This window comes from Bifidobacterium callitrichos DSM 23973, assembly GCF_000741175.1.
GTDB classification, from domain to species: domain Bacteria; phylum Actinomycetota; class Actinomycetes; order Actinomycetales; family Bifidobacteriaceae; genus Bifidobacterium; species Bifidobacterium callitrichos.
Map to the genome: position 1 here is coordinate 108,543 of NZ_JGYS01000007.1, position 26,121 is coordinate 134,663.

Below are 26,121 nucleotides of genomic sequence, written 5' to 3' on the forward strand. Positions count from 1 at the left end.
GAAAAGAACGGAGCAGGGTAGTGAACGAGCCGGAAGAGGGCCAGCAGGACGGCCTGACCGTAATGGATCTGTTGATGGCGGTCAGGAAGCACCTGATTACCGCCATCGTGACGTTGGTGATCGTGGTCGCCGCCGTGGCGGGTTATACGTTCACCCGCACTCCGCAGTACACGGCGACTTCGGAACTGCTGGCCACATATCGTACGTCGGCGAGCAGCAACAACGGCGGTGCAGGCAGTGAGCTTAATTCAGGTGCGAACTATCTGACGAGCCAGATCCAGACCTATCCGCAGCTGGTGAAGACCGAGTCCGTGCTTCAGCCGGTGATCGACGATCTGGGTCTCAACACCACGGTGACGGAACTGGCCAAGACCGTGACCGCCTCGAACCCGACCGACACGATGCTCGTGGACATCTCCGTGCAGAACGACAATCCGAAGGATGCCTCGAACATCGCCAACGCGGTGGCCAAGAGCCTCAAGGAGCAGGTGACCTCCACGCTGTACAGCGATGAGGGCGATAAGATCGTTTCTCCGGTGAACCTGACTGTCGTCCAGCAGGCGTATGCGCCGGCTTCTCCGAGCTCTCCGAACATCAAGCTGTATCTGGCCGTCGGCGTATTCGGCGGCCTCATCCTCGGTATCGTCGCCGCGCTGATCAAGGATCTCATGGATACCCGTGTTCGTCAGGATTCCGACGTGACCGCCATCGTGGATGCGCCGGTGCTTGGTGGTTTGACCCGTAATGATGCCTACGATGACAAGGCTCCGGTGATCATTGCCCACCCGGCCTCACGCGAGGCCGAGGAGGTTCGTCGACTGCGCACGAACGTCGCGTTCGTGCTGCCTGACGAGAAGTTCTCGAACGTGATCGTGGTGACGTCTGCTGGCCCCGCCGAGGGCAAGACCACGACGAGCGTGAATCTGGCAACCGCATTCGCCGAGAACGGTAGCAAGGTACTGCTGATCGATGCGGATGTGCGCAATCCCTCGGTGAGTAAGAAGCTCGACATTGAGGGCACAGTTGGTCTGACTCACCTGATCACGAACCGCGTGTCCTCCCAGGATGCGATCCAGCGCTACTGGAAGCCGAACTTCCACGTGCTGCCCGCTGGCAAGCAGAACCTGAACCCGAGCATTCTGCTCAACTCCCGTGCGATGAAGGCGCTGATCGTGCAGGTGGCCGGAGCGTACGATTACGTGATCATCGACACCGCCCCCATGCAGGTCGCCAACGATGCTGCCGTCTTTGCCAAGGATGGTCCGGAACTACTGCTGGTGGCTGGAGTCGGCGTGACCGAGAAAAAGCAGTTGAAGCAGACCGAGCAGGAGCTCGAAACCCTCAACATCAAGGCCGCCGGAGTGGCGATGAACTACGTCGAGGCCGAAAAGCCGCAGAAGAGCGGCTATTACTACTACGGTGACGACGCGGACGGCAAGGGCAAGAAGAGCCAGCACGGTAGCGCCAAGAGCGATGCCCAGACGAAGGCCGACGACAAGAACTCCTGATTCCCTGTTCGTGCCATAGGCCTGCTTAAGGCTCTTCCGTGATAGTACTGTGATGTTGCTGCGCTGCCACCCATATGTGACAGCGCAGCAACATCATCGTATGTATGGCGCCGGCGATACGTATACGCACCTTCTTGATACGTTGACCAGTTGATCTTGCTCAATGCTGAAGTTCGATTAGCTGCACGCGTCCGTGGCGTGTATGCGTATACGATGGAGATACACGGATTCGTAGGGAACCTGTGGGAGCAGGAGTGCAACCGCAACCTGAGAGGAGGCGCTTTCATGGATTTCAGCGAGTTTGATGCTTTGCCGCTGAGGGGCGAGCATGTGATCGTGCTGGATGAGCCCTATCATGGAGGTATCCGTGACATGCCTCGTTTGGAGGATGTGTCTCGCATCGTCGGCGGTTGTTTGAACGAGAGCGGGTGGTCTGCCGCGAAGGTCGCCGATCGAGCATGTGTCTCTGCTTCGGTGGTCGAGAACATGACGGACGGTCATCCAGTTCCGTTGGCCGAAGCGATGCGCGTGTTCGACGTGGTGGGTGTTAAACCCGTGCGCGTGCCAGCTGAGTATCTGGAGGCATGATGCGTCACCGTGAAGTCCTACATGTATGGAATGGAGGTCGTCATGTGGGCGAATTCTCCCGGAGAAGGACCGATTCCGACGTAGATTTCCGTTATGATTCGGATGAGTCTACTTCCGGCGGTGTCGGTGTGCCGATCAGTCTTAGCCTTCCTGTGAGCGGTGTATCGTCCCGGCGTGCACCCAAGGCGTTTCTGGAGAACATGCTTCCTGCTGATCCGAGTGCTAGACGAAGAATTCGATTGTCTTTACTCCTAGTAGATTCCAGTTCTCGCCTATGTATGATCTGACATCGACGAGAACTTGGCCTCAGCTCGATCAAGAGCTGTCGATGTCCATCAATGGGGTCCAATACGCGGATTGGCTGACTCCGTCCGATTGGGCTTCATTTGCCAGAGCCGCTGGTTTGGATGAGGAAAGGGTCGTCCACATCGCACGTGTCGTTGCACATCTAGTTTTGACGTATGCCGATCAGGCGATACATGACGTTCCTGCGACTCAGCGTGATGCCATGCTGCGAGGGATCGTCAAGTCAAACGCTAATATTGAGCCGCTTGATGAGTCACTTGAGGATATTGGAGCGGACTCATCTGTCTCTGCTGGCTACAAACGCGAGGACAGCGACGTATGGGTACAGCCCTATGTTCGTGGAGACCATCACATCTCCGGATACTGGCGTAGGTGAAGTTGACTTCAGATGTGGTCTGAGCTATTGGTGACCCCCCGTTGTTACCCCCGTCGGGTTATACTGGTGCATGATTTGTTGCGAGGTACGGATCCCCTCGGGGAGACGTAGCGCAGGCAGGAGGAGAGACAGTGAAGAAGAGCCGTATGGTCGATAATGGCTGTTATGCCGGTTCTGCAGTTCGCTGATTGCTGCGGTTTGTCTGGAGTCTGCAATGCGTATTGCAATGATAGGGCATAAGCGTATTCCTTCGCGCGAGGGCGGCATTGAGATCGTGGTCGAGGAGTTGGCGACCCGTATGGCCGCGCGCGGAGAGCAGGTGGTGGCGTACAACCGCAAGGGCCACAACGTTGCCGGTGAACGCTTCGACAATGAGTCCAACAAGAACGACAAGCCGTTCACGTACAAGGGCGTGAAGGTCATCCCCGTCACCACGATCGATGCGAAGGGTCTGGCCGCGCTCACCTCCTCGTTCTTCGCGACGATCAAGGCCATCAAGGCCCACCCCGATGTGATCCATTACCATGCGGAGGGCCCGTGCGTTCCCTTGCGCTTGGCACACTGGGCAGGCATCCGCACCGTCGCTACGATCCACGGTCTTGACTGGCAACGTGCCAAGTGGGGCAGGTTCGCCTCCACCTATCTGAAGCTGGGCGAGCGCACCGCCGCGACGTGTGCGGACGAGGTGATCGTCCTGAGCCGTAACGTCCAGCAGTATTTCAAGGACATGTATGGTCGCGATGTCCGATTCATTCCAAACGGCATCGAGCGCAATACGTCCGTGCCTGCGGATGAGATCACGCGCAAGCACGGTCTTAAGAAGGACGGCTACATTCTGTTCCTCGGCCGTATCGTACCGGAGAAGGGCGTGCATTACCTGATCGAGGCGTTCAAGCGTCTCGATACGGACAAGAAGCTCGTCATCGCAGGTGGTTCCTCCGATTCCTCCGAGTACTACGACACGATCAAGGCCGCCGCGCAAGCAGATCCGCGTATCGTCCTGACTGGGTTCACGGAAGGCCAGGAACTAGCAGAACTGTACTCGAACGCCTACGTGTATGTGCTCCCAAGCGATCTTGAGGGCATGCCGATGAGTCTGCTGGAGGCGATGAGCTACGGCAACTGCTGCCTGACTTCCGACATCCCCGAATGCGCCGAGGTGCTTGAGGACCATGGTGTGACGTTCCGCAAGGGGGACGTCGACGATCTTACCGACAAGCTCAATGCGTTGCTCAACGACTCCTCTCGAGTGAAATCACTCAAGGCCACGGCCGCCGACTACATCACCGCCAAGTACAGCTGGGACAGGGTCGTCGACCGGACGCTCGCTCTCTACCACGGGGAGGCGGCCTGATGAGGATTCTGCTCGTCAACAAGTACTTCTACCGCAAGGGTGGCGCAGAGACCTACTTCTTCGCGCTGGCCGAAGGCTTGAAGGCGCTCGGCCACGAGGTCGCGTTTTTCTCGATGCAGCATCCGAACAACGAGCCGAGCTACTGGAGCAAGTACTTCGTGTCCGAAAAGGACTACGTGGGCAAGATCTCCGCGTTCCAGCAGGCGAAGGAAGCGGCCACGCTCATCTACTCGTTCGAGTCGAAGCGCAAGTTCGAGGCGCTGCTTGAGGAGTTCAAGCCGGACGTGATCCACTTGAACAACGTCCACCGTCAGTTGACGCTGTCGATTTTAGATGCACCGTACCTGAAGAATCATCATGTGCCGGTGGTGTACACGGCGCACGACTACATCCTGCTGTGCCCCGCATACACGATGGTGGATGGTGCCGGCAACGTGTGTGACGACTGCCTCGACCGTCACTTCATTCATGCGGTGAAGAAGACCTGTGTGAAGGGGTCGAAGGCCAAGAGCGGTCTCGCGTTCCTGGAGGCCGAGTTCCTCAAGTACCACCACAGCTACGACAAGATCGACAGGATCATCGCGCCGAGCGAGTTCATGAAGAAGAAGCTCGATGAGGGCGGATATAAGGGCCGTACCATCGCGATGCAGAACTTCCTGACCGAAAGCCAGATGGCCATGGCTAGGAAGGTCACGAATACGGATAAGTTCAACATGGTTGAACCGTATTTCCTCTTCTTCGGCAGGCTCTCCAAGGAGAAGGGCATCCTCACGCTCGTGCGCGCATTCCTTGATGCTGCAGACAAGTCTCTTCCCGAGGATTGGACGTTGCACATCGTGGGCGACGGACCGGAACGGGAAACCATCAAGGATCTCATCAAGCAGGCGGGCGACGAGGCGGAGCATCGCATCAGTCTGCTTGGTTACAAAACCGGCGAGGACCTGCAGCGTGAGGTCGGCAGCGCCCGTTTCAGTGTGCTGTGCTCCGAATGGCGCGAGAATATGCCGTACTCCGGTCTTGAGTCCTTGGCCGCGCAGACCCCGGTGATCGGCGCGAACATCGGAGGCATCCCCGAACTTGTGATGGAAGGTGAGACTGGTTTCAGGTTTGAGAGCGGAAACCAAGTTGACTTGTCGCGTGTGTTGGCAATTGCGTCACAGGTGGATGCAGCGCGTTACGTAACAATGCAGCAAGCGTGCGACCACTATGTGGAGGAGCGTTGCCGACAGAACATATACGTGCAGCAGTTGGAGGATATCTATCGGGACATCCATCATGCCGATGCCATCACTGTGGTTCCTTGTGAGGGGAATGAATCAACGCGAATTGCCGTCTAGGCGTGCAGAAGAATAGAAGTAGAGGAAGAGGGAGCGAGGATAGATATGGTTGCCGGTCATTCAAGTATCAAGCGCATCGTCCACCGTATTGGTGAGGAGTGTCGTTCCACAGCGGAGATAGCTCGACTGACGTCATGGCCGGAGGCGATGGAGACCTTCATGGCCAAAGTGGATATTCAGGTGATGAACCGCAACGGGTTCAAGGAGCCTCCGGCGGTGCGCAAGCGCCTAGTGCGTAAGCATGAGATCCTTATGAAGTACTTCGAGAAGCGCTATGGCCGCTTCGCCGACAAGTATGACTTCCATGCACCTATGCCGCAGAGCGACCCCGCTCTTGAGGGCAAGATCTGGATGTGCTGGTGGCAGGGCCTTGATCAGGCTCCCGAGATCGTCAAACGGTGCGTGGAATCCATCAAGCGGAACGCCGGCGACCGCGAAGTCATCATCATCACCGACGAGAACTACGAACGCTACGTGCATATCCCCCAATGGGTGAAGGAGAAGCAGAAAGCCGGCATCATCACGAGGACAAACCTTTCCGACCTGCTGCGGCTGTCTTTGCTCGCGGAGCACGGTGGTCTGTGGCTGGATTCCACGTTCTTCTGCACCGGTCCGCTCGAACAGATGACGTTCGATGAGCCCGTTTGGTCGATCAAACGCCCGGATTACCTGCATTGTTCCATCGCGCAAGGGTATTTCGCGGGGTATTCGCTGCAATGCGATGTGGATCATCGTTGGATGTTCCGTGCTATCCGTGACTTCTTCCTCGAATATTGGAAGACGAACGATTTCATGGTGGACTATCTAATGGTCGATTATATGATCGTCATGGCGCAACGCCATTGCGTCGAGATCGCCGATACGTTCCGAAACATCAGGCCGAACAATCCGCGATGCGACGATCTCTACAAGATGCTGGGAGATCCGTACGACGCCGAACAGTGGAAGGCGTTGACGGCGCAGACATCCCTGTTCAAGCTGACCTGGAAGCAGAACTTCCCTGTCGAGGCAAACGGAGGAAAGACCTTCTATGGCAAATTGATCGATGGTAGTCTGTAAGGTAGGACCCGTATATGGATAATCCGAAAATGAAACTACCACGCTTGTTTAAGCATACCAGCTCTCATAGAGAGGTAATTCAACAATGATAACACCTATGAGATCGTCACGTCCAACCGTATCCGTTGTGGTCCCTATCTATAACGTAGAACGGTATTTGCGCATATGCGTTGATAGCCTACTGCGACAGACATTGCCTAACATGGAAATCATTCTAGTGGATGACGGCTCTCCGGATAGTAGCGGACGAATTGCAGATGAGCTTGCGGCCGAGCATGATTGTGTCAAGACTATTCATCAGCAGAATGGAGGACTTGGCCCCGCTCGTAATACCGGAATCGAACATGCGTCAGGCGAATACGTCGGTTTCGTGGACTCAGATGACTGGGTCGAACACAGCATGTTCAAAGGGTTATACGATGCAGCGAAGCGTAGCCACGCGGATATTGTATTCGGCGGCCATAAGGACATAGTCAATGGCAAAGTAAATAACGTCAAGCCTCATCCTCTGGCCGGTATGACGCTGACGGATCAAAGTCAAATTCTTGACATTCGCGAAAAGCTATTCGGACATTTGCCAGAAGACGCGGAGGTCGAGGCGTTTCCGATGCGTGTGTGGACTGGCATCTACAGGAACGATTTTCTTAAAGAACATCGCCTACGGTTCAAGGCGATTCTTTCCGAGGACACGATCTTCAATCTATCTGCATATCAACAGGCTAAGGTGATTGCATTTACCGATGGCACCGCATATTGTTATCGTATGGACAACCAGCCTTCGATCATGCGAACGTTTTCTACAAAGAAGTTGAATCAGTATGAGGGTTTCATAGATGAACTGTTCCATATAGCTGAACAGGATCCGAGGCGTGAGCGTTGTCTACTTCGTGCAAGGCGCATGGCGATCGATTACTGTCGTTTGTATATCGGTCTGATTGCTGGTGGTCGATTATCTTGGCGCAAGCAGCTTGTGGAAACAAGACGATTGACCTCAAGTGCAATGTTCCATAAGTATTGTCAGGATTATCCGTTGAACAAGTTGCCTCGACAACAACGACTGTTCCATGAAGCATTATTGAAAAACAGATTGAACACGGCACTGTTGCTGCTGCATGTGCGACAGCTATTGAAGAAGAGGATTTGGAAATGAACATTGGTCGTGCACATATCAGGTTAATCTCCAAGCGAATTTGTAAGGAGCTTGGCTCTATAGCCGGGTTAGATTGTTTCATGTTATGTGCTGACGCGTTGGATACGTTTTTGCGAAAGTGACATATAGTATGCATACAAATAGAGAAATTAAGGCAATACGTTCTAAATACCTTCGATCTATTCTTGCCATTCATTTTAACGCACGATCAGGTGTAATTTTTATATTATTTTACTCTTCGATCATGGAGCTGTTAATTTCTTTCTTGCATGCTCCAACTTCAATTCGTTATATAAACGACTTTGTTCTATCCGCTGTAGTTATTTCTTTGTGGACAGGATATGCTCATGTTTTTAAGAAACAAAAGGCAAATTTGGTCATTTATTCAATTTTTGCCTTATTAGTTTTCGATCTATTCACATCTCTAATTAACTTTGTACAGCCTCAGCTTGTTTTTTGGGCTCTTCGTAATACTTTTAGAGGAATACTTTATTTCCTATCTGTTGCTGCTGTATTATATATTGATGATATAGCTAAAATTTTTGGTTTTTTATTCTGGCTTCAAATTCCAAATATTTTAATTGGGGTTTATCAGTGGCGATTCCTTGATACAGGACTAGGTGATGAGGTCCATGGTATTTTCGCTACTGGTGCTGGTGCTAATATGTTTAGTATTCTTCTTGTTGCATATTATTTAAATGAATATCTTTCACGGAGAGAGAACCTTGTACGAGTAATTGTCGTGACGGTTTTATCAATTTTTATGGCTGTTATTGGTGAAGAGAAAACTGCTTTTGTTTATTTAATTGTTGTTTTTATAATTTCTTTGTTGGTGTCTAAATGGTCTTTAAAGACTTTATTGTCGATTTTCATAGTTTGTATTCTTGCTTTTGTTATGTTTGATTGGATTGAGACTGTAAGGCCCAGTATGCTAAGCGTTTTTCTTGATATGGAGGGTACTGAGAAGTATTTAAATTCGACGTGGTCTAACGCTTATGGGATTCCTCGCATTGGTGCTTTTACATTTATTTCGTCTGTATTTTTCAAGAATGATATTTTTAAAGAGTTATTTGGACTTGGTTTTGGAAATTGTGAATACTCACAATTAAAGGTTTTTCAATCCGATTTTGCGAAGCAATATATACATCTAGAGTATAGAAATTTTGTTCATCAATGGACATTCCTTGAAACTGGATATATTGGTTTCTCGTTATTAATTATATTCTTTTCTTGTATTATTATTTGTTTGATCGCAAAGCGTTTTATTTATAAAAATTCGGAAAATGCTTCATTTAATGTTACTTCTATCTGTATTGCACTATGTTGTATTGTATCGATGTGGAGTAATAATACTATAAAGTATGATTCGGCTTTTTTGCCTTATTTTGGTATCGCCTTGGGATTTCTTTCTTCAAGAAAGTAGAGGATAATCATGATTAAGGGTCTTCTTTCAGTTGTCGTCCCTGTTTACAATGCTGATAAATATATCGTATCTTGTATAAATAGTATACTTGCTCAACAAGTTAATATGGAAATTCTTATCATCGATGATGGATCGACAGATAATAGTGGAGATATTTGTCGCTCTCTTGCCTCCGACAATCAGTGTGTTCGATATTTCAAAAAGCAAAATGGTGGTGTTTCTTCTGCAAGGAATTATGGCATAGAACAATCACGAGGTGAATTTATAACATTTGTTGACAGTGATGATTCAGTTTGTCCGTATGCATATAAAACCATGCTTTCGTTGTTACTTCAAGATGATAGTGACATTGTATGTTGTGGTGTAAATAGAGTTGGAAATAAAGCAATTCAAAATACCATTATTTATAACTCAGATAAACCGTTAAAAGTTAGTCCTAATGATGCTATGTATGCTTGTCTTTCGCAAAGTTTCATCGGTTTTACTGTTTATGCTAAAATATTTCGTATTTCATTATTTAATGATAAACCTACTGTACGTTTTCCTTTAGGTACTTTGATGGAAGAAGCTTATGTTCTTCCCTATTTATTTTCGAGATCGCATTCTATTTCTCATACCGGTGAGGTTGGTTATCGTTATTATACTCGACCTTATAGTTACACCACAAAACCTTTAAGTGAAGAGTGTTATGCTATTTTTGAAACAGTTACTCGGTATAAGTCGATATTGCCAAAATATTATCCAGGTTTTGATTTAACAATCCTCTTTCATTGGCGTGTCATTCAATGTATAAACTTGTATAGGACTTCTTTGATTCAAAAATGTATTATTAAGAATAACGTATTTATTAGAGTTCGGAGAGAGTTTTGGTCCATTGCTTGGAAGGCTTTATTTAGCACGAATTTCTCATTGAAGGAAAGACTCTTATTACTTGAAACGATGTCACATATGTTTCTAGTTCGTAAATTCATATCATCTAAAGTGGGAAAGATTGTCAAATGAATAATTGTATTTTAATTCTTCCATATTTTGGTAAGTTTAATAATTATTATCCCTTATTCCTAAGGTCATGTGGTTATAATACTCTTTTTAATTTTTTAATCATTACAGACAACTATACGTCATATAGCTATCCATCTAATGTCAAAGTTGTACATATGACTCTATCTGATTTTAAGCGGAGGGCAGAACAAAAATTAGGTTTTAAAATATGTTTGTCTAATCCGTATAAGTTGTGTGATTATAAGCCATCCTATGGTTTTTTGTTTGAAGACCTTATAAAAGGATATAAATATTGGGGACATTGTGATTGCGATTTGATTTTTGGCAATCTTGATAAAATTCTTACACCAATTCTAGATCTTAATTATGATAAAATTTTTGCAGCCGGTCATCTTACTCTTTATAAAAATACACGAGAAAATAATCGCCGGTTTATGAATGAATTAGATGGTCGAGTTGTTTATCGTGAAGCTTTTACGACTGATAAAATTTATGTTTTTGACGAGAATGTCACTTGTAGCATGAATCCCTATAGATTAAATGTGCATCATATTTTCCAAAATAATCATGCAAATATTTTTGAACAAGATTTATCTTTTAATGTCAGTACAAAGTATGAACGTTTGATTAGAGAATATTATGATCCTCAATTGCAACGATTCATTGATGAGAAGGGTAGGATTTCGAGGATTTTCTTTTCTCAGCGTGGAATTAAACGTTTCACTTGGGATAAGTATAATTCTTGTATTCATACGGATGATTATATATATATACATCTGCAGTCAAGAAAGATGCGGTTTAAGGCCGATTTAGGGGATGCTGAATTTATAGAAATCAAACCAGACAGGTTTGTGCCCATTAAACATCTACCTTATTCGAAGAAAGAATTACATCTTTGGACCGTTTATTTGCCTAGTTTGTACTGGTTTGATGTTTATTATAAGAAAGTACTAAGAAAAATTAAGTTAATAAAAAAAGGAGATAAATGATGTTTTTAAAAAAGTATGCTAGGAGACTAATTTTAGGACCTAGGGCTGATTCTGAATTCTTTATTAATTTTTTAAGGAAAAAGGGTGCGATAATTGGCGAAGGAACTTATTTCTACGATCCTCGAAGCAATTGTATTGGTTTAAATAATTATTTCAATTTAGTTATTGGTAATAATGTAAATATTACTCATGGTGTTGTGATTGTTGATCATGGGTATGATTGGAGCGTTTTGAAATGTAAATATGGGGAGGTAATTGGCAATACTGGTCAGGTTACAATCGGCAACAATGTTTTTATTGGCATGAATGCTGTTATTTTAAAAAATGTAACTATAGGTGACAATGTCATTATTGGTGCTGGATCTATTGTTAATCGCGATATCCCGTCAAATTCAGTTGCTGCTGGTTCCCCCTGTCGTGTGATTGAAAGTATTGATACTTATCGAGCTAAAAGAAAACAAGTACAGCTAGATGAGGCTTATAATCTGTATTGTGCTTTTATAAATCGTTATCCAAATACAATTCCTAATCAAGATATTTTTCGAGAATATTTTTGGTTATTTGATCGTCCTGGATGTGACGGCCATTTATCTTCTCCAGTTTTTGATGAGGTTATGCATTTGGTGAATGGTACGTATGATTGTAGTATTCAGGCTATAAAAAATTCTTCTCCTGCTTTCGATAGTTATGAGGATTTTTTGATATATTGTTCGTCTCGTTATTTTAAATATAAACGCTGAAACGAGTAAAAGTTATGTTTGTCTCTTTTACTAATAAATTATTTTACCTGTAAAATATGTTTTTATTATAAGTAAACTTATTTTAAAGCCAACATATGCTTAGTTTTTATATTTGTTATATTTTATAAATTTAGGGAGATATTATGAAAAAAGAAAAGTCCTTAAAGAAGAATTTTTTGATGAATATAATTCTTACTGGATCACAGTTCATTTTTCCTTTGATTACATTTCCATATGTTTCACGTATTCTTCTTGCTGATGGTAATGGTAAGATTAATTTTGCTAGCTCTATTGTGAGTTATTTTGTTCTTATTGCTTCTCTTGGTATTCCTTTATATGGTATTCGTGCTACTGCTGTAGTTCGTGATGACAAAATCAAGTTGTCGAAGATTGTTCATGAGTTATTCTTTATAAATCTATTTACATGTTTTGTCTCCTCCATTCTTTTAATTTTATTGATTATATTTATTCCTAAGTTTCATGTATATGCATCTTTGTTATTAATATTCTCTGTAACTATATGGTTAAATCTTATTGGTATTGATTGGCTTTATCAAGGCTTAGAAGAGTATTCATATATAACGAAGAGATCCATTTTATTTAAGTTCATTGGTATTTTTCTAATGTTTCTTTTTGTGCATGAGCATTCGGATTATATTAAATATGCAATAATTACTGTAATCGGATCAAGTGGTTCTCTGCTTTTGAATTTCTTCAAGTCGAGAAAGTATGTTTCTCTTTCTCTGATTCGTCCTTATAATTTTAGACAGCATGTTAAGCCTATAATTAATTTTTTCCTTTTGAGTGCATCGTGGACATTATATACAAATATAGACACCGCTATGTTAGGTTTTATGACTTCGGATTCTGAGGTTGGTTATTATACGGCAGCAATTAAGGTAAAGACTATGCTGATGAGTGTGATTTCTGCTCTTGGCACGGTTTTGCTTCCTCGTTTGAGTAATTATATTGCTACTGGTAAAAATAATGAATTTTATAGATTGCTAAAAAAGGATTTTTCTTTTATCGTTATCTCTTCATTTTCGATGTTAGTTTTTTGTGTTTTAAATGCTGAGCCAATTATATTGCTTCTTTCGGGTAGTGCGTTTCTTCCTGCTGTTCCTGTGATGCAAACCGTTATGATGTCAATAATATTTATTGGGATTTCTACTATGCTTGGTAATAATGTTCTTATTCCACGTGGAAAGGAAATTGTTACTACCATTTCTACTTTTGTCAGTTTATTTATTATTGTTATTCTAAATATTGTCCTTATACCCAATTTTGGTGCGATTGGTTCGGCTTGGGCTACTGTTGTTGGCGAAATTATTATTGTCCTAATAGAGTCTTTCTATTTACGTCATTCTATTATTAAAGTTATCGAAATTCGTACCTTGTTATGCGTTCTTCTTTCCTCTATTATTTCTGGTACTATTTTATTCTGTTCTAAATTGTATCTTTCTAGCTTTTCAAATAATTCTTTTGTCATTCTTGTTATTACTAGTTGTATTTTTTTTGTTGTCCTATGTTTCTATTTTAATAATAACACATGAGCCTTTTACCAAATCGATAATTGAGAATTTTTTGAATACTAAATCTCCAAAACATGCGCGTCATTAATTTTTATCCCTTTTATATTGTGTTTAAATTTTGATTATGTCAGCTGTTGGCTGTGGGTTCATCGGTTCGAACTTCGTGCACTACGTGTACAACAACCATCCGGACGTGCATATCACGGTTCTGGACGCGCTGACGTACGCGGGCAACCTTGAAAACATCAAGTTCATTCTCGGTGACCGGGTGGAGTTCGTGCACGGGAACATCTGCGACGCGGAGCTGCTCGACAAGCTGGTGCCGGGTCATGACGCGATCGTGCACTACGCGGCCGAGTCGCACAACGACAACAGCATCGCGAACCCCGAGCCGTTCCTCAAGACCAACGTGGAGGGCACGTTCCGCCTGTTGGAGGCCGTGCGCAAGTACGGGATCCGCTATCATCACGTGAGCACGGACGAGGTGTACGGCGATCTCGCGCTGGACGATCCGGCGAAGTTCACCGAGGAGACCCCGTATCATCCGTCGTCGCCGTATTCGTCGACGAAGGCGAGTTCGGACCTGCTGGTGCGCGCGTGGCATCGCACGTTCGGGATCCGCGCGACGATCTCGAACTGCTCGAACAACTACGGCCCGTACCAGCATGTGGAGAAGTTCATCCCGCGTCAGATCACGAACATCCTCGACGGCCTTAGGCCGAAGCTGTACGGCAACGGATCGAACGTGCGCGACTGGATCCACACGGACGACCACTCCACGGGCGTGTGGACGATCCTGACGAAGGGGCGCATCGGCGAGACGTATCTGATCGGCGCGAACGGCGAGCGGAACAACCTGACCGTGCTGCGTGACATCCTGACCGTCATGGGCAAGGACCCGGACGACTTCGACTGGGTCAAGGACCGTCCGGGTCATGAACGCCGGTACGCGATCGATTCGACGAAGCTGCGCACCGAGCTGGGCTGGCGGCCCGTGCACACGGACTTCCAGAAGGGTCTCGAGCAGACGATCCAGTGGTACACGGACAACCGTGCCTGGTGGGAGCCCGCCAAGGCCGCCACCGAAGCCAAGTACAAGCAGCAGGGACAGTGATCTGATTCGATCTGATTCGATCTGGTTCGATCTGATCCGCAGCGGATGGCACTGACATGACGTGGAGGTGAGCATGGCGTCATACTCTCAGGATGAGCTTATGTCGATTCTGAGCAGATTGATTTCGGGGTGGGAGAACGAGGTCGTTGAGTTCAAGGAGGCCAATGAGAATTACTCCACGCAGGATATCGGCAAGTACTTCTCGGCGTTGTCCAATGAGGCGAATTTGCGTCAAGCCGAGTCGGCTTGGCTGATATTCGGGGTGAAGAACAAGACCCACGCAATCGTGGGCACATTCTATGGGCGGAATCCCGAACGGCTGCAGCAGCTGAAAATGCAGATTACGAGGGATACCGAGCCGCGTTCCTCTTTTCGGGAGATTCATGAGCTGGACACGCCTGAGGGTCGTGTGCTCATGTTCGAGATTCCCCCGGCGCCGATAGGCATGCCCGTCTCATGGCAGGGGTACTTCCATGGTCGCAGCGGCGAGAGTCTGGTCGCGCTGAGTATCAACAAGCTGGATGCCATTCGCGGTGAGAGCTCGCTGAACGATTGGAGCGCCCAGACGGTTCCCGACGCGTCATTGGACGATCTGGATCCTGAGGCGGTTCAATATGCCAGAGAGTCGTTCCTCAAGGCGCATGCGAATCGGTTTGATCCCGAGGAGGTCTCGGGATGGAGCGACCGGGAGTTCCTGAATCGCGCTCACGTGACGCGTGATGGCGCAATCACGCGTGCCGCGTTACTGCTCCTCGGCAAAGAGGAGTCGGTGGACAAACTGCCCGCCGGTATGTACGAAATGACTTGGAAGCTCGTCGGACAGGAGAGCGCCTACGAGCATTTCGGTCTTCCGTTCATGCTGACCACCACCCGGCTGTACAGTCGTATCCGCAATATCCAGATTCGTTTGCTGCCGCCCGGGACTCTTCTGCAACAAGAGGTCTCGAAATACGACGAGCAATCGGTGCTTGAGGCGTTGCATAACTGCATCGCCCATCAGGATTACCGTCGTCCGGCCCGCATCCTGGTCACGGAGCATCCGGACAGACTCACGTTCGATAGCTGCGGTTCGTTCTTCGAGGGCACTCCGGACGATTACGTGTTGGGAGACAAGTCTCCTGATCGTTATCGCAATCCGTTCCTCGTCCGCGCCATGAGCGAGCTGTACATGATCGACCGCATGGGGTACGGCATCAAACGCATGAACGAGGTGCAGGCGAAACGGTATCTGCCGTTGCCGGACTATGATCTGAGCGATCCCGAGAAGGTCCGTCTCACCATGTACGGCGGGGTGGTCGATCCGGAGTACACTCGTCTGCTGCTGAGCAATACGGATCTGCCGTTGTCTGATGTTCTGGCGCTGGACCGCGTGCAGAAGCATATGGAGATCCCCAATGCCGCGGCCAATCGTTTACGTCGTCAAGGCCTGATAGAGGGTCGCAAGCCTCATCTTCGTGTGGCTCCCGTAGTTGCGGCCGCCACGGATACCAAGGCGGATTTCATACGCGCGCACAGTCAGGATGATATGTTCTATCGACGGCTTGTGGAACAGTATTTGAAGGCCTTCGGTACGGCGACGCGTTCTGACATCAACGAGCTTTTGATCCCGAAGTTCGGCGAGGACCTGGCGGATAGTGAAAAACAACGCAAGATTGATAATCTGCTTACCGCAATGAGGCGAGACGGTGTCATTGCCAACATCGGGTCACGCAGATATTCGAAATGGCGGATTGCCGGGCAAAGCGGATAGGCTTGCTTTCTGCTGCTTTCTGCGGAATGCAGAAAGCAGCAGAAAGCAGCTAGGCCGCTTGAAGAGAGAAACGTTGAAATTGCAGCATTCCTATTTCTCCTGACGGGAAATGGGGAAGAAAGGAACAATGGATCATGGGTTTTGAGTTTGAGAAGGAACTGAAGGTCACGGAGACGAATATTCCGGGCCTGTTGGTGTTTGATCTGCCGGTGCACGGGGATAATCGTGGCTGGTTCAAGGAGAACTGGCAGCGTGCGAAGATGACCGCGCTGGGTCTGCCGGATTTCGGTCCGGTGCAGAACAACATCAGCTATAACGCGACCAAGGGCGTGACGCGCGGCATTCATGCGGAGCCGTGGGACAAGTACATCAGCATCGCGTCCGGTGAGATCTTCGGCGCGTGGGTGGATCTGCGTCCGGGTGAGAGCTTCGGTCAGGTGTATACGACGCGGTTGGATCCGTCGCGTGCGATCTATGTGCCGCGTGGCGTGGGCAACAGCTTCCAGGCTTTGCAGGATGGGACGGTGTACACGTATCTGGTGAACGCGCACTGGAGTCTGGAGCAGAAGAAGACGTACACGTTCGTGAACCTCGCCGACCCGACGCTCAACATCCAGTGGCCGATCCCGCTCGAGGAGAGCGAGCGCAGCGAGGCGGACCTGCATCATCCGATGCTTAAGGATGCGAAGCCGATGGCGCCGAAGCGCACGCTGGTGACGGGCTGCAACGGGCAGTTGGGCCATGCGATCCGCGCGTACGCTGAAGCCCATCATCTGGAGGGCTTCGAGTATACGGATATCGACACGTTCGACTTCTCCGACCCGACGGCCTACGAACGGTTCGACTGGAGCCTGTACGGGACGATCATCAACGCGGGCGCGTATACGGCCGTGGACAGGGCCGAGACCGCGGAGGGCCGCCCGGTCGCGTGGAAGGCGAACGCGGCCGGTCCGGCCCTGCTGGCGCGTGTGGCCGCGGAGCATCACATCACGCTGGTGCACATCAGCTCGGACTATGTGTTCGACGGGACGCGCGAGGAGCATACGGAGTCGGAGGCGTTCGCGCCGCTGGGCGTGTACGGGCAGTCGAAGGCCGCGGGCGACATCGCGGTGGCCAACGCGCCGGAGCATTACATCCTGCGTTCGAGCTGGGTGATCGGCGAGGGCCACAACTTCGTCAAGACCATGATGGCGCTCTCGAACCGTGTGGCCGACCCCGCGGATGCGTTGGATCATGTCACGGTGGTGGACGATCAGTATGGTCGTCTGACGTTCACGAAGGACATGGCCGAGGCGATCTTCCACCTGCTCGACACGCACGCCCCGTACGGCACGTACAACCTCACCGGAAGCGGCACGGTCAGGTCCTGGGCAGAGATCGCCGCGGCCGTGTTCGAGCAGACGAACGGCAACGGCGACAAGGTCCAGCCCATCTCGACCGAGCAGTACTTCGCCAACGCGAAGAACCCCGTGGCACCGCGCCCGGTCCATTCCGCGCTCGACCTGAGCAAGATCGAACAGGCCGGCTATACGCCCGCCGACTGGGAAACCAGCCTTAAGACCTACGTCGCCAACGAACTCGCCAAGCAGAACAAGTAAGCAGAGAGGAAAGAGGACATCATCATGAAGGGCATCATCCTCGCCGGCGGATCCGGCACCCGACTGTACCCGCTGACCACGGTCACGTCGAAGCAGCTGCTGCCCGTGTACGACAAGCCAATGATCTACTACCCGCTGAGCGTGCTCATGCTCGCGGGCATCCGCGACATCCTCATCATCTCCACGCCGAAGGATCTGCCGAACTTCGAGCGACTGCTCGGCGACGGATCGCATTACGGCGTCCACTTCAGCTACAAGGTGCAGCCGAGCCCGGATGGTCTCGCGCAGGCGTTCATCCTCGGCGAGGAATTCATCGCGGGGGAGCCGTGCGCACTGGTCCTCGGCGACAACATCTTCTACGGCAACGGTCTGGGCAACACGCTGCGCAAGGCGGTCGCTCAGGCTGAGAGCGGTGAAGGCGCGAGCGTGTTCGGCTACTACGTGGACGATCCCGAGCGCTACGGCGTGGTCGAGTTCGACAAGGACAAGAAGGCCGTGTCGATCGAGGAGAAGCCGAAGGAGCCGAAGTCTCACTACGCGGTGACGGGCCTGTACTTCTACGATGAACGCGTCACCGAGTTCGCCAAGCAGGTCAAGCCATCCGCGCGTGGCGAACTGGAGATCACCGACCTCAACCGCATGTATCTGGATGATGGCACGCTTAACGTGCGTACGCTTGGTCGTGGCTACGCGTGGTTGGATACGGGTACGATGGATTCGTTGTATGAGGCGGGTGAGTTCGTGCGTACGGTGCAGCGTGCGCAGGGGCTGCCGATCGCGGTGGTCGAGGAGATCGCGTACGAGAACGGGTGGATCAGCAAGGGCGAGCTTCTGGAGTCCGCGGACCGTTACGGCAAGTCCCCGTATGGCAGGCATCTGAGGGATGTGGCCGAGGGTCGTGTCGTCATCATTCCCAACCGGGTGAGTACTGATCGCTTCTCGTGGTATGTCGTGAGGTGATCGGCGTGTGCTGGGGGCATGCTGAGTAGGTAGGGGGCAGTCGGGTGCGGCTGCCCCCTACTCGTTATGATGGAGGCTTCTGCTGTTTTCGTGGGTTGGTTGGCTGGGGTAGTCGGATGTCGAGGCCGCCGCATCTGAGCGTGGCTGGGGCAATGAGGTTGCCAACGTGGCGGATGCCGTAGGCCATGTGGATGATGACCTTGATCCGGTTGCCGGACGCCCCGAACATCCAGTGCTTCAATTCGGCCCCGGCCTGCATGATGGGGGTGTTTGAGCGGGTTGCGCAAGAGTTGCCTGAGCTGCCGAGCTCAGTAGCGCCGTCCCCTGTCGCGTCTGGTGCGTCCCCCGTTCGCCTTGCTCGCCCGTCTCGGGGGATTCAACGCGAAAACCATGGGGAATCATGTTGAGTCCCTCGGATTCGCGGGACTCAACGCGGTTATGGGCGATTTCGTCGCTGAGTCCCGAGGGCTTGAACGCCCGCCTTACGGCCGCCTGTCGGCCGTGGAAGAGGAATCATTGGAATTCCGCCGTTTTGCGGCGATGCTGACGTGTCGTTTCCGGTCCGGTACCGGTGTGGGAGGGTGTGGTCGCGGGACTCAGCGCGACAATCGCGGGAAATCGCCCTGAGTCCCTCGGATTTGCGGGACTCAACGCCGGAATCGGCTTTTGCTGCGCTGAGTCCCCCGCAGACTGTCGAAACGGACCGTAGGGGAGCGCGCAGATCGGCGGGACAATCCGGGAATCAAGCATTGGATGCCGCCGTTCGGCAATGAAGAAGGCCTTCTCCCTGAGGCGTCGTAGGCGAGAGGCCCGATGTCGGATGATGACAGGAATCTCTCGCTAGGGGAACCGTAGGCGAGAGCTAGGTACCGGGGGGTGATGGCGGGAATCTCTCACCGTACGGGCCCGTAGCATGCGGGTTCCTTAGGCCGCGAGCTCGGCGTTCGCCCTGTTCGGTAGTTCGCTGAACGGGATCACGCGGATGCCGTAGCTCATCAACGCCTGCACGGAAGAATCCCTCAGTTCGTGTTCGCGGTCGTCTCCGATCACGATGAGTTTGGATCCCGTTCGCTCCGATGCCTGTTCGGTGTCGGTCCAACCGAAGATGATCCGCTCCGCCGCGCCGCGGTCCAAACGGCTGGGCGCCTGACAAAACCGTGTGGGATGATTCGCGCTCCGTTGGAACAGGAAATCGAAACCATGCTCGTAGCCGGATGCCCCGTGGACACTAATGCCTTGGGTATAGAACACTCCATTTGCGTCAAGTGCCGCCGCCACGTCGTCGGCGAAGTATTCGGCAACTCGGTGCTGTGCCGTCTCCGTCATCGATTGCATGTTGGAAAGAGCCAGGACGAAGCGGTTCATAGCATCGGGACGACTGCCTTCCGTCTCAAGCGTGATCTCCCCCTCGGGGTTGAGTGTGGCGCCGAAACGACGTGCGATGCGGCTAAGGCGGTCGAGTCGTTTGCCGGTGAGCGTTATACCGGCGGCATTCAGGCCCGCAACGGTGTAGCCGTCATCGGTGAACGACGTGGCCCCATCGCTGGTCTTCACATAGAAGCACATCTGATCATTGGAGTCGTCTAGGAACGGGAAAGTGATCTCGTGCCATTCTCCATACTTGCGAATGGAGGACTCGCGTCTGAGCCATTCGCCATACTCTTCGACGAGATCGGAGATGTTTTCAGTCTGCTCTTTCATGCCGTCCCCTCGATTCCTTCCTGGAAGTTCGGCTTACGAACCACGTGGAATCTATCCAACAACATCACGGTGTCCTCCACGAAATCGGGAGAGTCGATATCAATCGGGTATGCAACTCTGTCGTCAACACCTTCATGATAGACGTGTAAGTGGGTTCGTCCTATTTTGGAACCACCCGGATTGGTATGCGGAGTCCCCTCAACGCATAATCGCATGAGCACCACTTCTGAGTGGGTGATGCGAGCGGCAATTGAATGCTTGTTGGGATTGCGTTTACCGCGGAATAGCGCAATGGTAAAGTCCTCGTCATCGGATTCGCTCCGAACGTGGAACTGACGGTTCTGTTCTCCTGGCGCTGGCATGATGACTAGTCTATCCACGGACTTCTTGATCTCCTTGATGAGACGTTCCGCGTCCTGCTGGCTAAGCGACCATTTTGATTGCTTCGTGTTCCGTTTGGTCATTGATCGACTCTCCATATGGATATGGAATATGCGTTGTTGTTTATGCTACATGGCTGGTTGGAACGGACGCCTTGTCTTCTGCGCCATACAAAGTTTCTCAATCGCATGTACTTGGATGATGGCACGCTTGATGCCGTCCGCAAAGATGTGTCGCTTCGCAAGATGCTCGGCAAAATCGCTGATCTGGTCGAATATGTCGGTATATCGGTTCTCGGGTGATTGGCCAAACACGGGAGTGAATGTAGGCGTTAGAACGCAGGATATCATTCCCAATATGGCATCCCTGCGTTGATCGGAGACGGCATCAGTCAGATCGAAACCCGCCTTGCTTACCGTAGAATGGTGGATCTCGTACACTGATTCCGCCAATCCTCTGACCATCTCGTCGTCCAGTACGATTGGAGAGATGACGTCCTTCGTCATCATGAATTCTCGAGCATGCGCATGGCATTGGGCCATTTGCGGTTGACCTGGGCAACGCCCAAGGCCAGGGTTTCTTCCATGATGCCCTTCACTTCGCCGTCGCGAGATTTGATGATTACTTCGGGCGTGATGGGCTTATTGGCTTTACGTACATATACGCTTTTCCAGGCGCTACCGTCGCGATGCGAGAGCCGAACAAGGTCAAAGGCTGTTAGTTTTCCGAAGGACTCCATGACATCTCGGATGACGTTGGTGGCGAGATCCGAAGGAATGGTCACGTCTCCTTGCGGACGGCGGATGACTCCACTGCCGAACTGGTTGAAGGCATAGTACACCTTGGGTTCCACCGGTCCGTAGTCCCATGCCTGAATCTCATCATCAAACAAAGGGGTCCCATACTTTCGCAGTGAAATGGCCTGTGCGAAGTAAACCAACTTGTTCAGCTTCAGATTGGTCAGTTCTATTTCATTGCCGTAGCGCGTGATCAGCAGGTTGGCAACATCCAGTGATTGCATGAGATCCTCCTTTCGTAAACCAGCTAATATACATGCATAGTCTACTCAGCACAACTGAATATGCGTGTCGGTGGCCTCTCGCTGGGCCGTTGCATCGGCAAAACGGCGTTGCTGGACCGGTTCTCGAAAGACAGGTACATGTTGTACTTCACCGCACGCATGAGACAGTGCCGTTCACCGCGTTGCGATTCGGCAGATGGTGGGACAATGATCCGAAGGCCCGATCGCAGACGGACATCGACGTCATAGCCGCGGATCCGGTGCATCATCGGATCCTGCTCGGCGAATGCAAGTGGAGGAACACGCTGGACATCGCCGCAACCACGCAGGCGCTGCGCTTACGGGTCGGGTTGGTGGAGGGGTATGACCGGAGCGATTTCGCGTTGTTCGTCAAGACCGACGAGCTTGCCGAGAAGGAATCACGCGGATGCCGTAGCTCGTCAGCGCCTGTACGGAGGAGTCCCTCAGCTCGCGTTCGCGGTCGTCTCCGATCACGATGAGCTTGGATCCCGTACGCTCCGACGCCTGTTCGGTGTCAGTCCAACCGAAGATGATCCGCTCCGCCGTACCGCGGTCCAGACGGTTGGGGGTGTTCCGTGCGTCCACTTCAAGCCGCTTCACGATTGATGCATGGTCTGCATCGCAGACGGCATGACAACATTGGCCACGGAGCGCTAGCCGTTGTTTTCGTGTAGAAACGCGTGATTCTATACCGTTGTTTTCGTGTATGTTAGCATAGATTTATACCGTTGTTTTCGTGTGGAAAGTGGTGTGGCATGCTCAGACGCAGGATGATGGATAAGTTGATTGCTTGGAAACTCAAGGCGAATGGCAGTGAAGCGCTGTTGATCGAAGGTGCTCGCCGCGTAGGCAAAAGCACCGTCGTCGAGGAATTCGGACGCAACCAGTATCAGTCGTATATTCTTGTGGATTTCGCTCGGCTTCCGAGAGATGTCCGGGACATCTTCGAGAACCAGATTGGCGATCTTGACACGTTCTTCGTGTTGTTGTCCGCATATTACAGAACGCGATTGGTGCCACGGAAGTCGTTGATCATCTTCGATGAGGTGCAGCGGTATCCGGCTGCTCGTGAACTCATCAAGTATTTGGTGGCGGACGGTCGCTATGACTATATCGAGACTGGTTCTCTGATCTCCATCAAAAAGAATGTGGCAGATATTGTTATCCCGTCCGAGGAACGAAAAATCGATATGGGGCCATTTGATTTTGAGGAGTTCTGTTGGGCTATGGGGGAGGAACTTCTGGCGGAAGCCGTACGCTCTGCCTTTGATGGTCTGAAACCACTTCCGGATGTCTTGCACAGGCGGGCGATGCGTCTGTGGAGAGAGTATCTGTTGGTTGGAGGCATGCCGCAAGCCGTTGCCTCGTATGTCGAATGTCGGGACTTCGGCGCGGTTGATGATATCAAACGTGGTATTCTGCAGCTTTACAGCAATGACATCGGTAAATTCGCTGGTGGTGATGCTGGCCGGGTGAGAGATATTTTCGCGCGGATCCCGGGGCAGCTGTCCAAACATGAGAAGAGGTTTACCCTCGCTTCAGTGAACAAGAACGCCAGGTATCGTGATTATGATGCGGCGTTCTTCTGGCTGGAGGATGCACGATTGGTGAACATATGCCGCAACTCGACCGATCCAACGGTCGGGCTGGGACTGTATGAGGATAATGCGTCGTTCAAGTGCTACATGGCTGACACAGGTCTACTGGTTTCGCAGGCGTTTGCTGATCGTGAGACAACTCCGGATGATGTCTATCGTGATATTCTGTTTAATAAGCTATCGCTGAATGAGGGCATGCTGGTGGAGAATGCCGTTGCGCAGCAGTTCCGTGCGAATGGACGGAAATTGTATTTCTTTTCACGCAACGATCGGAATGATTCCGGTAAAACCATGGAGATTGATTTCCTTATCATTCGGGAGTATGATAATGCGGCCATGAAACCTCGTGTCAGTCCGGTTGAAGTGAAATCGACCAAGCGGTACGGTGTTTCGTCGCTGGATAAGTTTCGGCTCGTGTATGGCCAGCGCTTGGGCAAGGAGTATGTGCTGCATCCTCGCCAGCTCGAAGTTGACGGTGAACGCATACGTTTGCCGTTGTATATGGCCCACTGCTTGTAGTTTGGGCCCTCTGACGAGCCTGCGCGAGACGTGTCCGTAACGGACTGACAGCCCTTCAGGCATCTTCGGCCCCAGACCCACCGGAAGCCTGTGTGCGTATGGTCCGTCGTAAGGTGGAACGGTCCGGCAGGCGAATGAGCGGAGGTGCCGATATGGCCGACAGGTTTCGTGTGCTGATGTGCCGTGATCATCCGGTTCTGGAATACGAGTACTTCGCAACCGGCGGATACGTGCTGCGCGTAGTGAGGATCTTCGACGAGTCGCGCATCGACGAGGTGAAGACGCCGGATGGTCACCAGTGCCGGCGATCTGCCGAAACGCTGGATCATCGGTGAGAACGGCGTCAGGAGCCTGATCAAGGCCGGGCGTACCAGGCAGGAGTCTGACAACGAGCGCATCGCCTACCGGATCCTCGGCCTCGGGGCGATCGCTCGCCGTAGCAGAATCCTCATATTGATGTCTCGGCTCTGGCGAGTGATAGGCATATCGTATTCAGAGTTCAGATATCGCTTTGTCGAATCGACTAGCCATGAGGTTGATCGAGCGCTGGTCTATATGTCGCATGGCGGCACGGGGAAGAGCTTGCATCAATGCAGAACGAAACGTTGAAAGCCATTGATTGGCGTCTGCGAGACTGATGCCGAACAGAGCAAGACTGTCTTTGGTGAGCAATCGGGATATGGTGATTTCAGTGTCGCCGAACAAAGACAGTTGGTGATTGTCCGGCGTGCCATCGATTGGCTCGGGATTCATATCGAATGCCGGTGCAAGATGCCACGCACCATTCGCAAAGAGAAAACCGTGATTGCGCAGATGATCGTCGAGGTTGCCGATTGCGGCACCGAACATGGCGCGTTGCCATAATTCCCTTGTGCTTGCGCCGACGGAACGGGTGAACTCGGCGAGATCCAGCCAATCTCCGCCATCGCCGTCGCTTGCCTCCAAAGCGGTCATTGCAGACATGTAGGGAATTCTCCGCATATGATCGGGAGAGGTTCCCTCCGTGCGGTCGAATCGTTTGGTCAGCAGTATGGTACGGACATGTTCATTGGCGCTTTTTACCGTGATAGTGCGGTGTTTCGGCACGGTAATGCCGGCCATGCCAGCGATTTCCAAGGTGACTGCTTCCCAGCCAATGATGTCCCAGTCATCACCGTTGGGCTTTGGGAATTTCGCCATCCAAAGTGCGCCTTGATCCATGACTGACGCTTTGGGGCGTGCCCCGCCAAGGGATCCTGTTGCTCTGTAGAGGCGGCGCAGAGCGATGTCGTTTACGTCGTGGTTCTGCTCTACTGCGTCTGCGGTGTTGAGCAGATCGGGCAGATTGGCGAGTACCGGCACTCCCTCGTTTCCGGCCACAGGCTCGCCGTTGACAATGAATCTGATTGCTCCTTGTCTGGTTAAGTCGTTCACTCCGAACAAGTATTCGGACTCACGTACGCGTGTTCGCTTAAGGGAACGTGCAAGTACCTTGCGCCCCCAACGGTCTGGTGCAGAATCGGAGAACGGGCCGAGGCCACTGAAGAAGAAGGGGGCCATCGAGCGTGGCAGGCTGGGGAATAAGTCAAATGATTGAGATTTGGTCAGATAGTCTGAGGTGTAGCGGAAAGAAAGGTCGTCGCCGGTTGCGTATAGCGTGCCTGCTGCCGTTTCTTCTCCGTTTGGCAGGGTGGTCAGCACTGTCGCTTCGATGGTCTGTCGTGACATGAGATCATCTCCTCACGCGCTTGGGAAGTTGTTCGTTGGCGCGAAGACGTCCTAGGTCCGTCTTGTATGGGTCGGTTGCTGTGACAATGCCGTCGGCCATCTGCAGGATGCGGGCGACGCTGAGCAATGAGTCCGTACGTACGGCCTTCCCTTGTTCGATGTTTGCGACTGTGGTGGGGCTTACGCCGGCTCTTTGCGCCACATCCGCGATGGTCAGAGACAGCAGTCTCCTCTGCTGGGAGAGTTGTGTTCCCAGTAGCCGTAGGTCGCGGCGAACTGCTGTTGGTACGTACTTCATGATGGCCTCTTTCGCTCCTACATTGCTCTTTTTAAGAGTAGTATTATGTATCTTACATAATTTAATCACTAGTATTCTAGTGATTATTA

26 protein-coding genes are annotated in these 26,121 nt (G+C 51.0%); 20 read left to right on the forward strand and 6 right to left on the reverse strand.

What is annotated here, in order from left to right; translation table 11 throughout:
• The first annotated feature begins 20 nt into the window (after positions 1–20).
• The 16 genes from BCAL_RS05480 to rfbA all read left to right on the forward strand — a co-directional run bounded on the left by BCAL_RS05480 (position 21) and on the right by rfbA (position 18,786).
• Positions 21–1,508, forward strand: coding sequence for a tyrosine-protein kinase domain-containing protein (locus tag BCAL_RS05480; protein ID WP_081887271.1), 1,488 nt, complete (start codon positions 21–23; stop codon positions 1,506–1,508).
• A 285-nt stretch (positions 1,509–1,793) separates the two neighbouring features.
• On the forward strand, positions 1,794–2,096 hold the full coding sequence (locus tag BCAL_RS05485; protein WP_043167496.1) for a hypothetical protein: 303 nt from the start codon (positions 1,794–1,796) through the stop codon (positions 2,094–2,096).
• Positions 2,096–2,383 carry a HipA N-terminal domain-containing protein gene (locus BCAL_RS14075; protein WP_420796814.1) on the forward strand — a complete coding sequence of 96 codons (288 nt, stop codon included), beginning with the start codon at positions 2,096–2,098 and terminating at the stop codon, positions 2,381–2,383. Before BCAL_RS05485 ends, BCAL_RS14075 begins: the two co-directional genes overlap by 1 nt.
• Before the next feature lie 609 nt (positions 2,384–2,992).
• Positions 2,993–4,132: a glycosyltransferase family 4 protein gene (locus BCAL_RS05490; protein ID WP_043167494.1), complete on the forward strand. Its 1,140-nt coding sequence runs from the start codon at positions 2,993–2,995 to the stop codon at positions 4,130–4,132.
• Positions 4,132–5,469 (forward strand): glycosyltransferase, encoded by a 1,338-nt coding sequence (locus BCAL_RS05495; protein WP_052119314.1) that lies wholly within the window; start codon positions 4,132–4,134, stop codon positions 5,467–5,469. The genes BCAL_RS05490 and BCAL_RS05495 overlap by 1 nt, the downstream gene beginning before the upstream one ends.
• Before the next feature lie 45 nt (positions 5,470–5,514).
• Positions 5,515–6,528 (forward strand): capsular polysaccharide synthesis protein, encoded by a 1,014-nt coding sequence (locus tag BCAL_RS05500; protein ID WP_043167492.1) that lies wholly within the window; start codon positions 5,515–5,517, stop codon positions 6,526–6,528.
• A gap of 97 nt (positions 6,529–6,625) precedes the next feature.
• Entirely contained in the window at positions 6,626–7,678 is a 1,053-nt protein-coding gene (locus tag BCAL_RS05505) for a glycosyltransferase (RefSeq protein WP_043167490.1), read from the forward strand.
• Between the two features lie 244 nt (positions 7,679–7,922).
• A complete protein-coding gene (locus BCAL_RS13140; RefSeq protein ID WP_152600426.1) occupies positions 7,923–9,101 on the forward strand; it encodes a hypothetical protein in 1,179 nt (392 codons plus the stop codon).
• 9 nt (positions 9,102–9,110) lie between these two features.
• On the forward strand, positions 9,111–10,103 hold the full coding sequence (locus BCAL_RS12665) for a glycosyltransferase family 2 protein (protein ID WP_081887274.1): 993 nt from the start codon (positions 9,111–9,113) through the stop codon (positions 10,101–10,103).
• Positions 10,100–11,092, forward strand: a complete 993-nt coding sequence (locus BCAL_RS13145) for a DUF6625 family protein (protein WP_338010555.1) — start codon at positions 10,100–10,102, stop codon at positions 11,090–11,092. The genes BCAL_RS12665 and BCAL_RS13145 overlap by 4 nt, the downstream gene beginning before the upstream one ends.
• The gene (locus BCAL_RS12180; RefSeq protein ID WP_202961947.1) at positions 11,089–11,832 is read left to right on the forward strand and encodes an acyltransferase; all 744 of its coding nucleotides are present in this window, start codon (positions 11,089–11,091) and stop codon (positions 11,830–11,832) included. The genes BCAL_RS13145 and BCAL_RS12180 overlap by 4 nt, the downstream gene beginning before the upstream one ends.
• A gap of 143 nt (positions 11,833–11,975) precedes the next feature.
• Complete coding sequence (locus tag BCAL_RS12670) at positions 11,976–13,385, forward strand: flippase (protein ID WP_081887275.1); 1,410 nt, start codon at positions 11,976–11,978, stop codon at positions 13,383–13,385.
• 103 nt (positions 13,386–13,488) lie between these two features.
• On the forward strand, positions 13,489–14,478 hold the full coding sequence (rfbB, locus tag BCAL_RS05515) for a dTDP-glucose 4,6-dehydratase (RefSeq protein ID WP_052401191.1): 990 nt from the start codon (positions 13,489–13,491) through the stop codon (positions 14,476–14,478).
• 100 nt (positions 14,479–14,578) lie between these two features.
• Positions 14,579–16,228, forward strand: a complete 1,650-nt coding sequence (locus BCAL_RS05520) for an RNA-binding domain-containing protein (protein WP_238549628.1) — start codon at positions 14,579–14,581, stop codon at positions 16,226–16,228.
• A 134-nt stretch (positions 16,229–16,362) separates the two neighbouring features.
• The gene (locus tag BCAL_RS05525; RefSeq protein WP_043260026.1) at positions 16,363–17,826 is read left to right on the forward strand and encodes a sugar nucleotide-binding protein; all 1,464 of its coding nucleotides are present in this window, start codon (positions 16,363–16,365) and stop codon (positions 17,824–17,826) included.
• Positions 17,827–17,850: 24 nt separating this feature from the next.
• Positions 17,851–18,786 carry a glucose-1-phosphate thymidylyltransferase RfbA gene (rfbA, locus tag BCAL_RS05530; RefSeq protein ID WP_043165049.1) on the forward strand — a complete coding sequence of 312 codons (936 nt, stop codon included), beginning with the start codon at positions 17,851–17,853 and terminating at the stop codon, positions 18,784–18,786.
• Positions 18,787–19,710: 924 nt separating this feature from the next.
• Here the strand turns inward: rfbA and BCAL_RS05540 are convergent.
• Positions 19,711–20,487 carry a DUF1829 domain-containing protein gene (locus BCAL_RS05540; RefSeq protein ID WP_043165053.1) on the reverse strand — a complete coding sequence of 259 codons (777 nt, stop codon included), beginning with the start codon at positions 20,485–20,487 and terminating at the stop codon, positions 19,711–19,713.
• Positions 20,484–20,951, reverse strand: a complete 468-nt coding sequence (locus tag BCAL_RS05545) for a DUF6978 family protein (RefSeq protein WP_043165054.1) — start codon at positions 20,949–20,951, stop codon at positions 20,484–20,486. The genes BCAL_RS05540 and BCAL_RS05545 overlap by 4 nt, the downstream gene beginning before the upstream one ends.
• Positions 20,952–20,966: 15 nt before the next feature.
• Between BCAL_RS05545 and BCAL_RS13150 the strand changes: the two genes are divergently transcribed.
• Complete coding sequence (locus tag BCAL_RS13150; protein ID WP_152600318.1) at positions 20,967–21,170, forward strand: hypothetical protein; 204 nt, start codon at positions 20,967–20,969, stop codon at positions 21,168–21,170.
• A gap of 203 nt (positions 21,171–21,373) precedes the next feature.
• Here the strand turns inward: BCAL_RS13150 and BCAL_RS05555 are convergent, their stop codons facing one another.
• Entirely contained in the window at positions 21,374–21,889 is a 516-nt protein-coding gene (locus BCAL_RS05555; protein ID WP_043165056.1) for a Panacea domain-containing protein, read from the reverse strand.
• A gap of 32 nt (positions 21,890–21,921) precedes the next feature.
• On the opposite strand from BCAL_RS05555, the gene BCAL_RS12675 reads away from it, so the two are divergent.
• Complete coding sequence (locus BCAL_RS12675) at positions 21,922–22,389, forward strand: DUF234 domain-containing protein (protein ID WP_081887276.1); 468 nt, start codon at positions 21,922–21,924, stop codon at positions 22,387–22,389.
• Here BCAL_RS12675 and BCAL_RS12680 read toward each other — a convergent pair.
• Complete coding sequence (locus BCAL_RS12680) at positions 22,280–22,510, reverse strand: DUF1829 domain-containing protein (RefSeq protein WP_043165058.1); 231 nt, start codon at positions 22,508–22,510, stop codon at positions 22,280–22,282. The two genes, BCAL_RS12675 and BCAL_RS12680, sit on opposite strands and share 110 nt — an antisense overlap.
• Before the next feature lie 155 nt (positions 22,511–22,665).
• Here BCAL_RS12680 and BCAL_RS05565 point away from each other — a divergent pair, with 155 nt between their 5' ends.
• Positions 22,666–24,027 carry an ATP-binding protein gene (locus BCAL_RS05565; RefSeq protein ID WP_043165060.1) on the forward strand — a complete coding sequence of 454 codons (1,362 nt, stop codon included), beginning with the start codon at positions 22,666–22,668 and terminating at the stop codon, positions 24,025–24,027.
• Positions 24,028–24,179: 152 nt separating this feature from the next.
• Positions 24,180–24,362, forward strand: coding sequence for a hypothetical protein (locus tag BCAL_RS05570; protein ID WP_043165061.1), 183 nt, complete (start codon positions 24,180–24,182; stop codon positions 24,360–24,362).
• Between the two features lie 157 nt (positions 24,363–24,519).
• On the opposite strand, the gene BCAL_RS05575 is transcribed toward BCAL_RS05570, so the two are convergent.
• The gene (locus tag BCAL_RS05575; RefSeq protein ID WP_043165063.1) at positions 24,520–25,734 is read right to left on the reverse strand and encodes a type II toxin-antitoxin system HipA family toxin; all 1,215 of its coding nucleotides are present in this window, start codon (positions 25,732–25,734) and stop codon (positions 24,520–24,522) included.
• Positions 25,735–25,738: 4 nt separating this feature from the next.
• Complete coding sequence (locus tag BCAL_RS05580) at positions 25,739–26,032, reverse strand: helix-turn-helix domain-containing protein (protein WP_043165066.1); 294 nt, start codon at positions 26,030–26,032, stop codon at positions 25,739–25,741.
• Positions 26,033–26,121 lie beyond the last annotated feature (89 nt).

Bases quoted from the DNA above. Each gene is read 5' to 3' on its own strand.
- BCAL_RS13140 (WP_152600426.1), top strand. From the start codon at position 7,923: ATGGAGCTGTTAATTTCTTTCTTGCATGCTCCAACTTCAATTCGTTAT.
- BCAL_RS05555 (WP_043165056.1), bottom strand. From the start codon at position 21,889: ATGCAATCACTGGATGTTGCCAACCTGCTGATCACGCGCTACGGCAAT.
- BCAL_RS05580 (WP_043165066.1), bottom strand. From the start codon at position 26,032: ATGAAGTACGTACCAACAGCAGTTCGCCGCGACCTACGGCTACTGGGA.
- BCAL_RS05485 (WP_043167496.1), top strand. From the start codon at position 1,794: ATGGATTTCAGCGAGTTTGATGCTTTGCCGCTGAGGGGCGAGCATGTG.
- BCAL_RS05495 (WP_052119314.1), top strand. From the start codon at position 4,132: ATGAGGATTCTGCTCGTCAACAAGTACTTCTACCGCAAGGGTGGCGCA.
- BCAL_RS05545 (WP_043165054.1), bottom strand. From the start codon at position 20,951: ATGACCAAACGGAACACGAAGCAATCAAAATGGTCGCTTAGCCAGCAG.
- BCAL_RS05540 (WP_043165053.1), bottom strand. From the start codon at position 20,487: ATGAAAGAGCAGACTGAAAACATCTCCGATCTCGTCGAAGAGTATGGC.
- BCAL_RS14075 (WP_420796814.1), top strand. From the start codon at position 2,096: ATGCGTCACCGTGAAGTCCTACATGTATGGAATGGAGGTCGTCATGTG.
- BCAL_RS05505 (WP_043167490.1), top strand. From the start codon at position 6,626: ATGAGATCGTCACGTCCAACCGTATCCGTTGTGGTCCCTATCTATAAC.
- rfbA (WP_043165049.1), top strand. From the start codon at position 17,851: ATGAAGGGCATCATCCTCGCCGGCGGATCCGGCACCCGACTGTACCCG.
- BCAL_RS05520 (WP_238549628.1), top strand. From the start codon at position 14,579: ATGTCGATTCTGAGCAGATTGATTTCGGGGTGGGAGAACGAGGTCGTT.
- BCAL_RS05500 (WP_043167492.1), top strand. From the start codon at position 5,515: ATGGTTGCCGGTCATTCAAGTATCAAGCGCATCGTCCACCGTATTGGT.
- BCAL_RS05525 (WP_043260026.1), top strand. From the start codon at position 16,363: ATGGGTTTTGAGTTTGAGAAGGAACTGAAGGTCACGGAGACGAATATT.
- BCAL_RS13145 (WP_338010555.1), top strand. From the start codon at position 10,100: ATGAATAATTGTATTTTAATTCTTCCATATTTTGGTAAGTTTAATAAT.
- BCAL_RS05565 (WP_043165060.1), top strand. From the start codon at position 22,666: ATGCTCAGACGCAGGATGATGGATAAGTTGATTGCTTGGAAACTCAAG.
- BCAL_RS05490 (WP_043167494.1), top strand. From the start codon at position 2,993: ATGCGTATTGCAATGATAGGGCATAAGCGTATTCCTTCGCGCGAGGGC.
- BCAL_RS05570 (WP_043165061.1), top strand. From the start codon at position 24,180: ATGGCCGACAGGTTTCGTGTGCTGATGTGCCGTGATCATCCGGTTCTG.
- BCAL_RS13150 (WP_152600318.1), top strand. From the start codon at position 20,967: ATGGATATGGAATATGCGTTGTTGTTTATGCTACATGGCTGGTTGGAA.
- BCAL_RS12665 (WP_081887274.1), top strand. From the start codon at position 9,111: ATGATTAAGGGTCTTCTTTCAGTTGTCGTCCCTGTTTACAATGCTGAT.
- rfbB (WP_052401191.1), top strand. From the start codon at position 13,489: ATGTCAGCTGTTGGCTGTGGGTTCATCGGTTCGAACTTCGTGCACTAC.
- BCAL_RS12670 (WP_081887275.1), top strand. From the start codon at position 11,976: ATGAAAAAAGAAAAGTCCTTAAAGAAGAATTTTTTGATGAATATAATT.
- BCAL_RS05575 (WP_043165063.1), bottom strand. From the start codon at position 25,734: ATGTCACGACAGACCATCGAAGCGACAGTGCTGACCACCCTGCCAAAC.
- BCAL_RS12180 (WP_202961947.1), top strand. From the start codon at position 11,089: ATGATGTTTTTAAAAAAGTATGCTAGGAGACTAATTTTAGGACCTAGG.
- BCAL_RS12675 (WP_081887276.1), top strand. From the start codon at position 21,922: ATGCATAGTCTACTCAGCACAACTGAATATGCGTGTCGGTGGCCTCTC.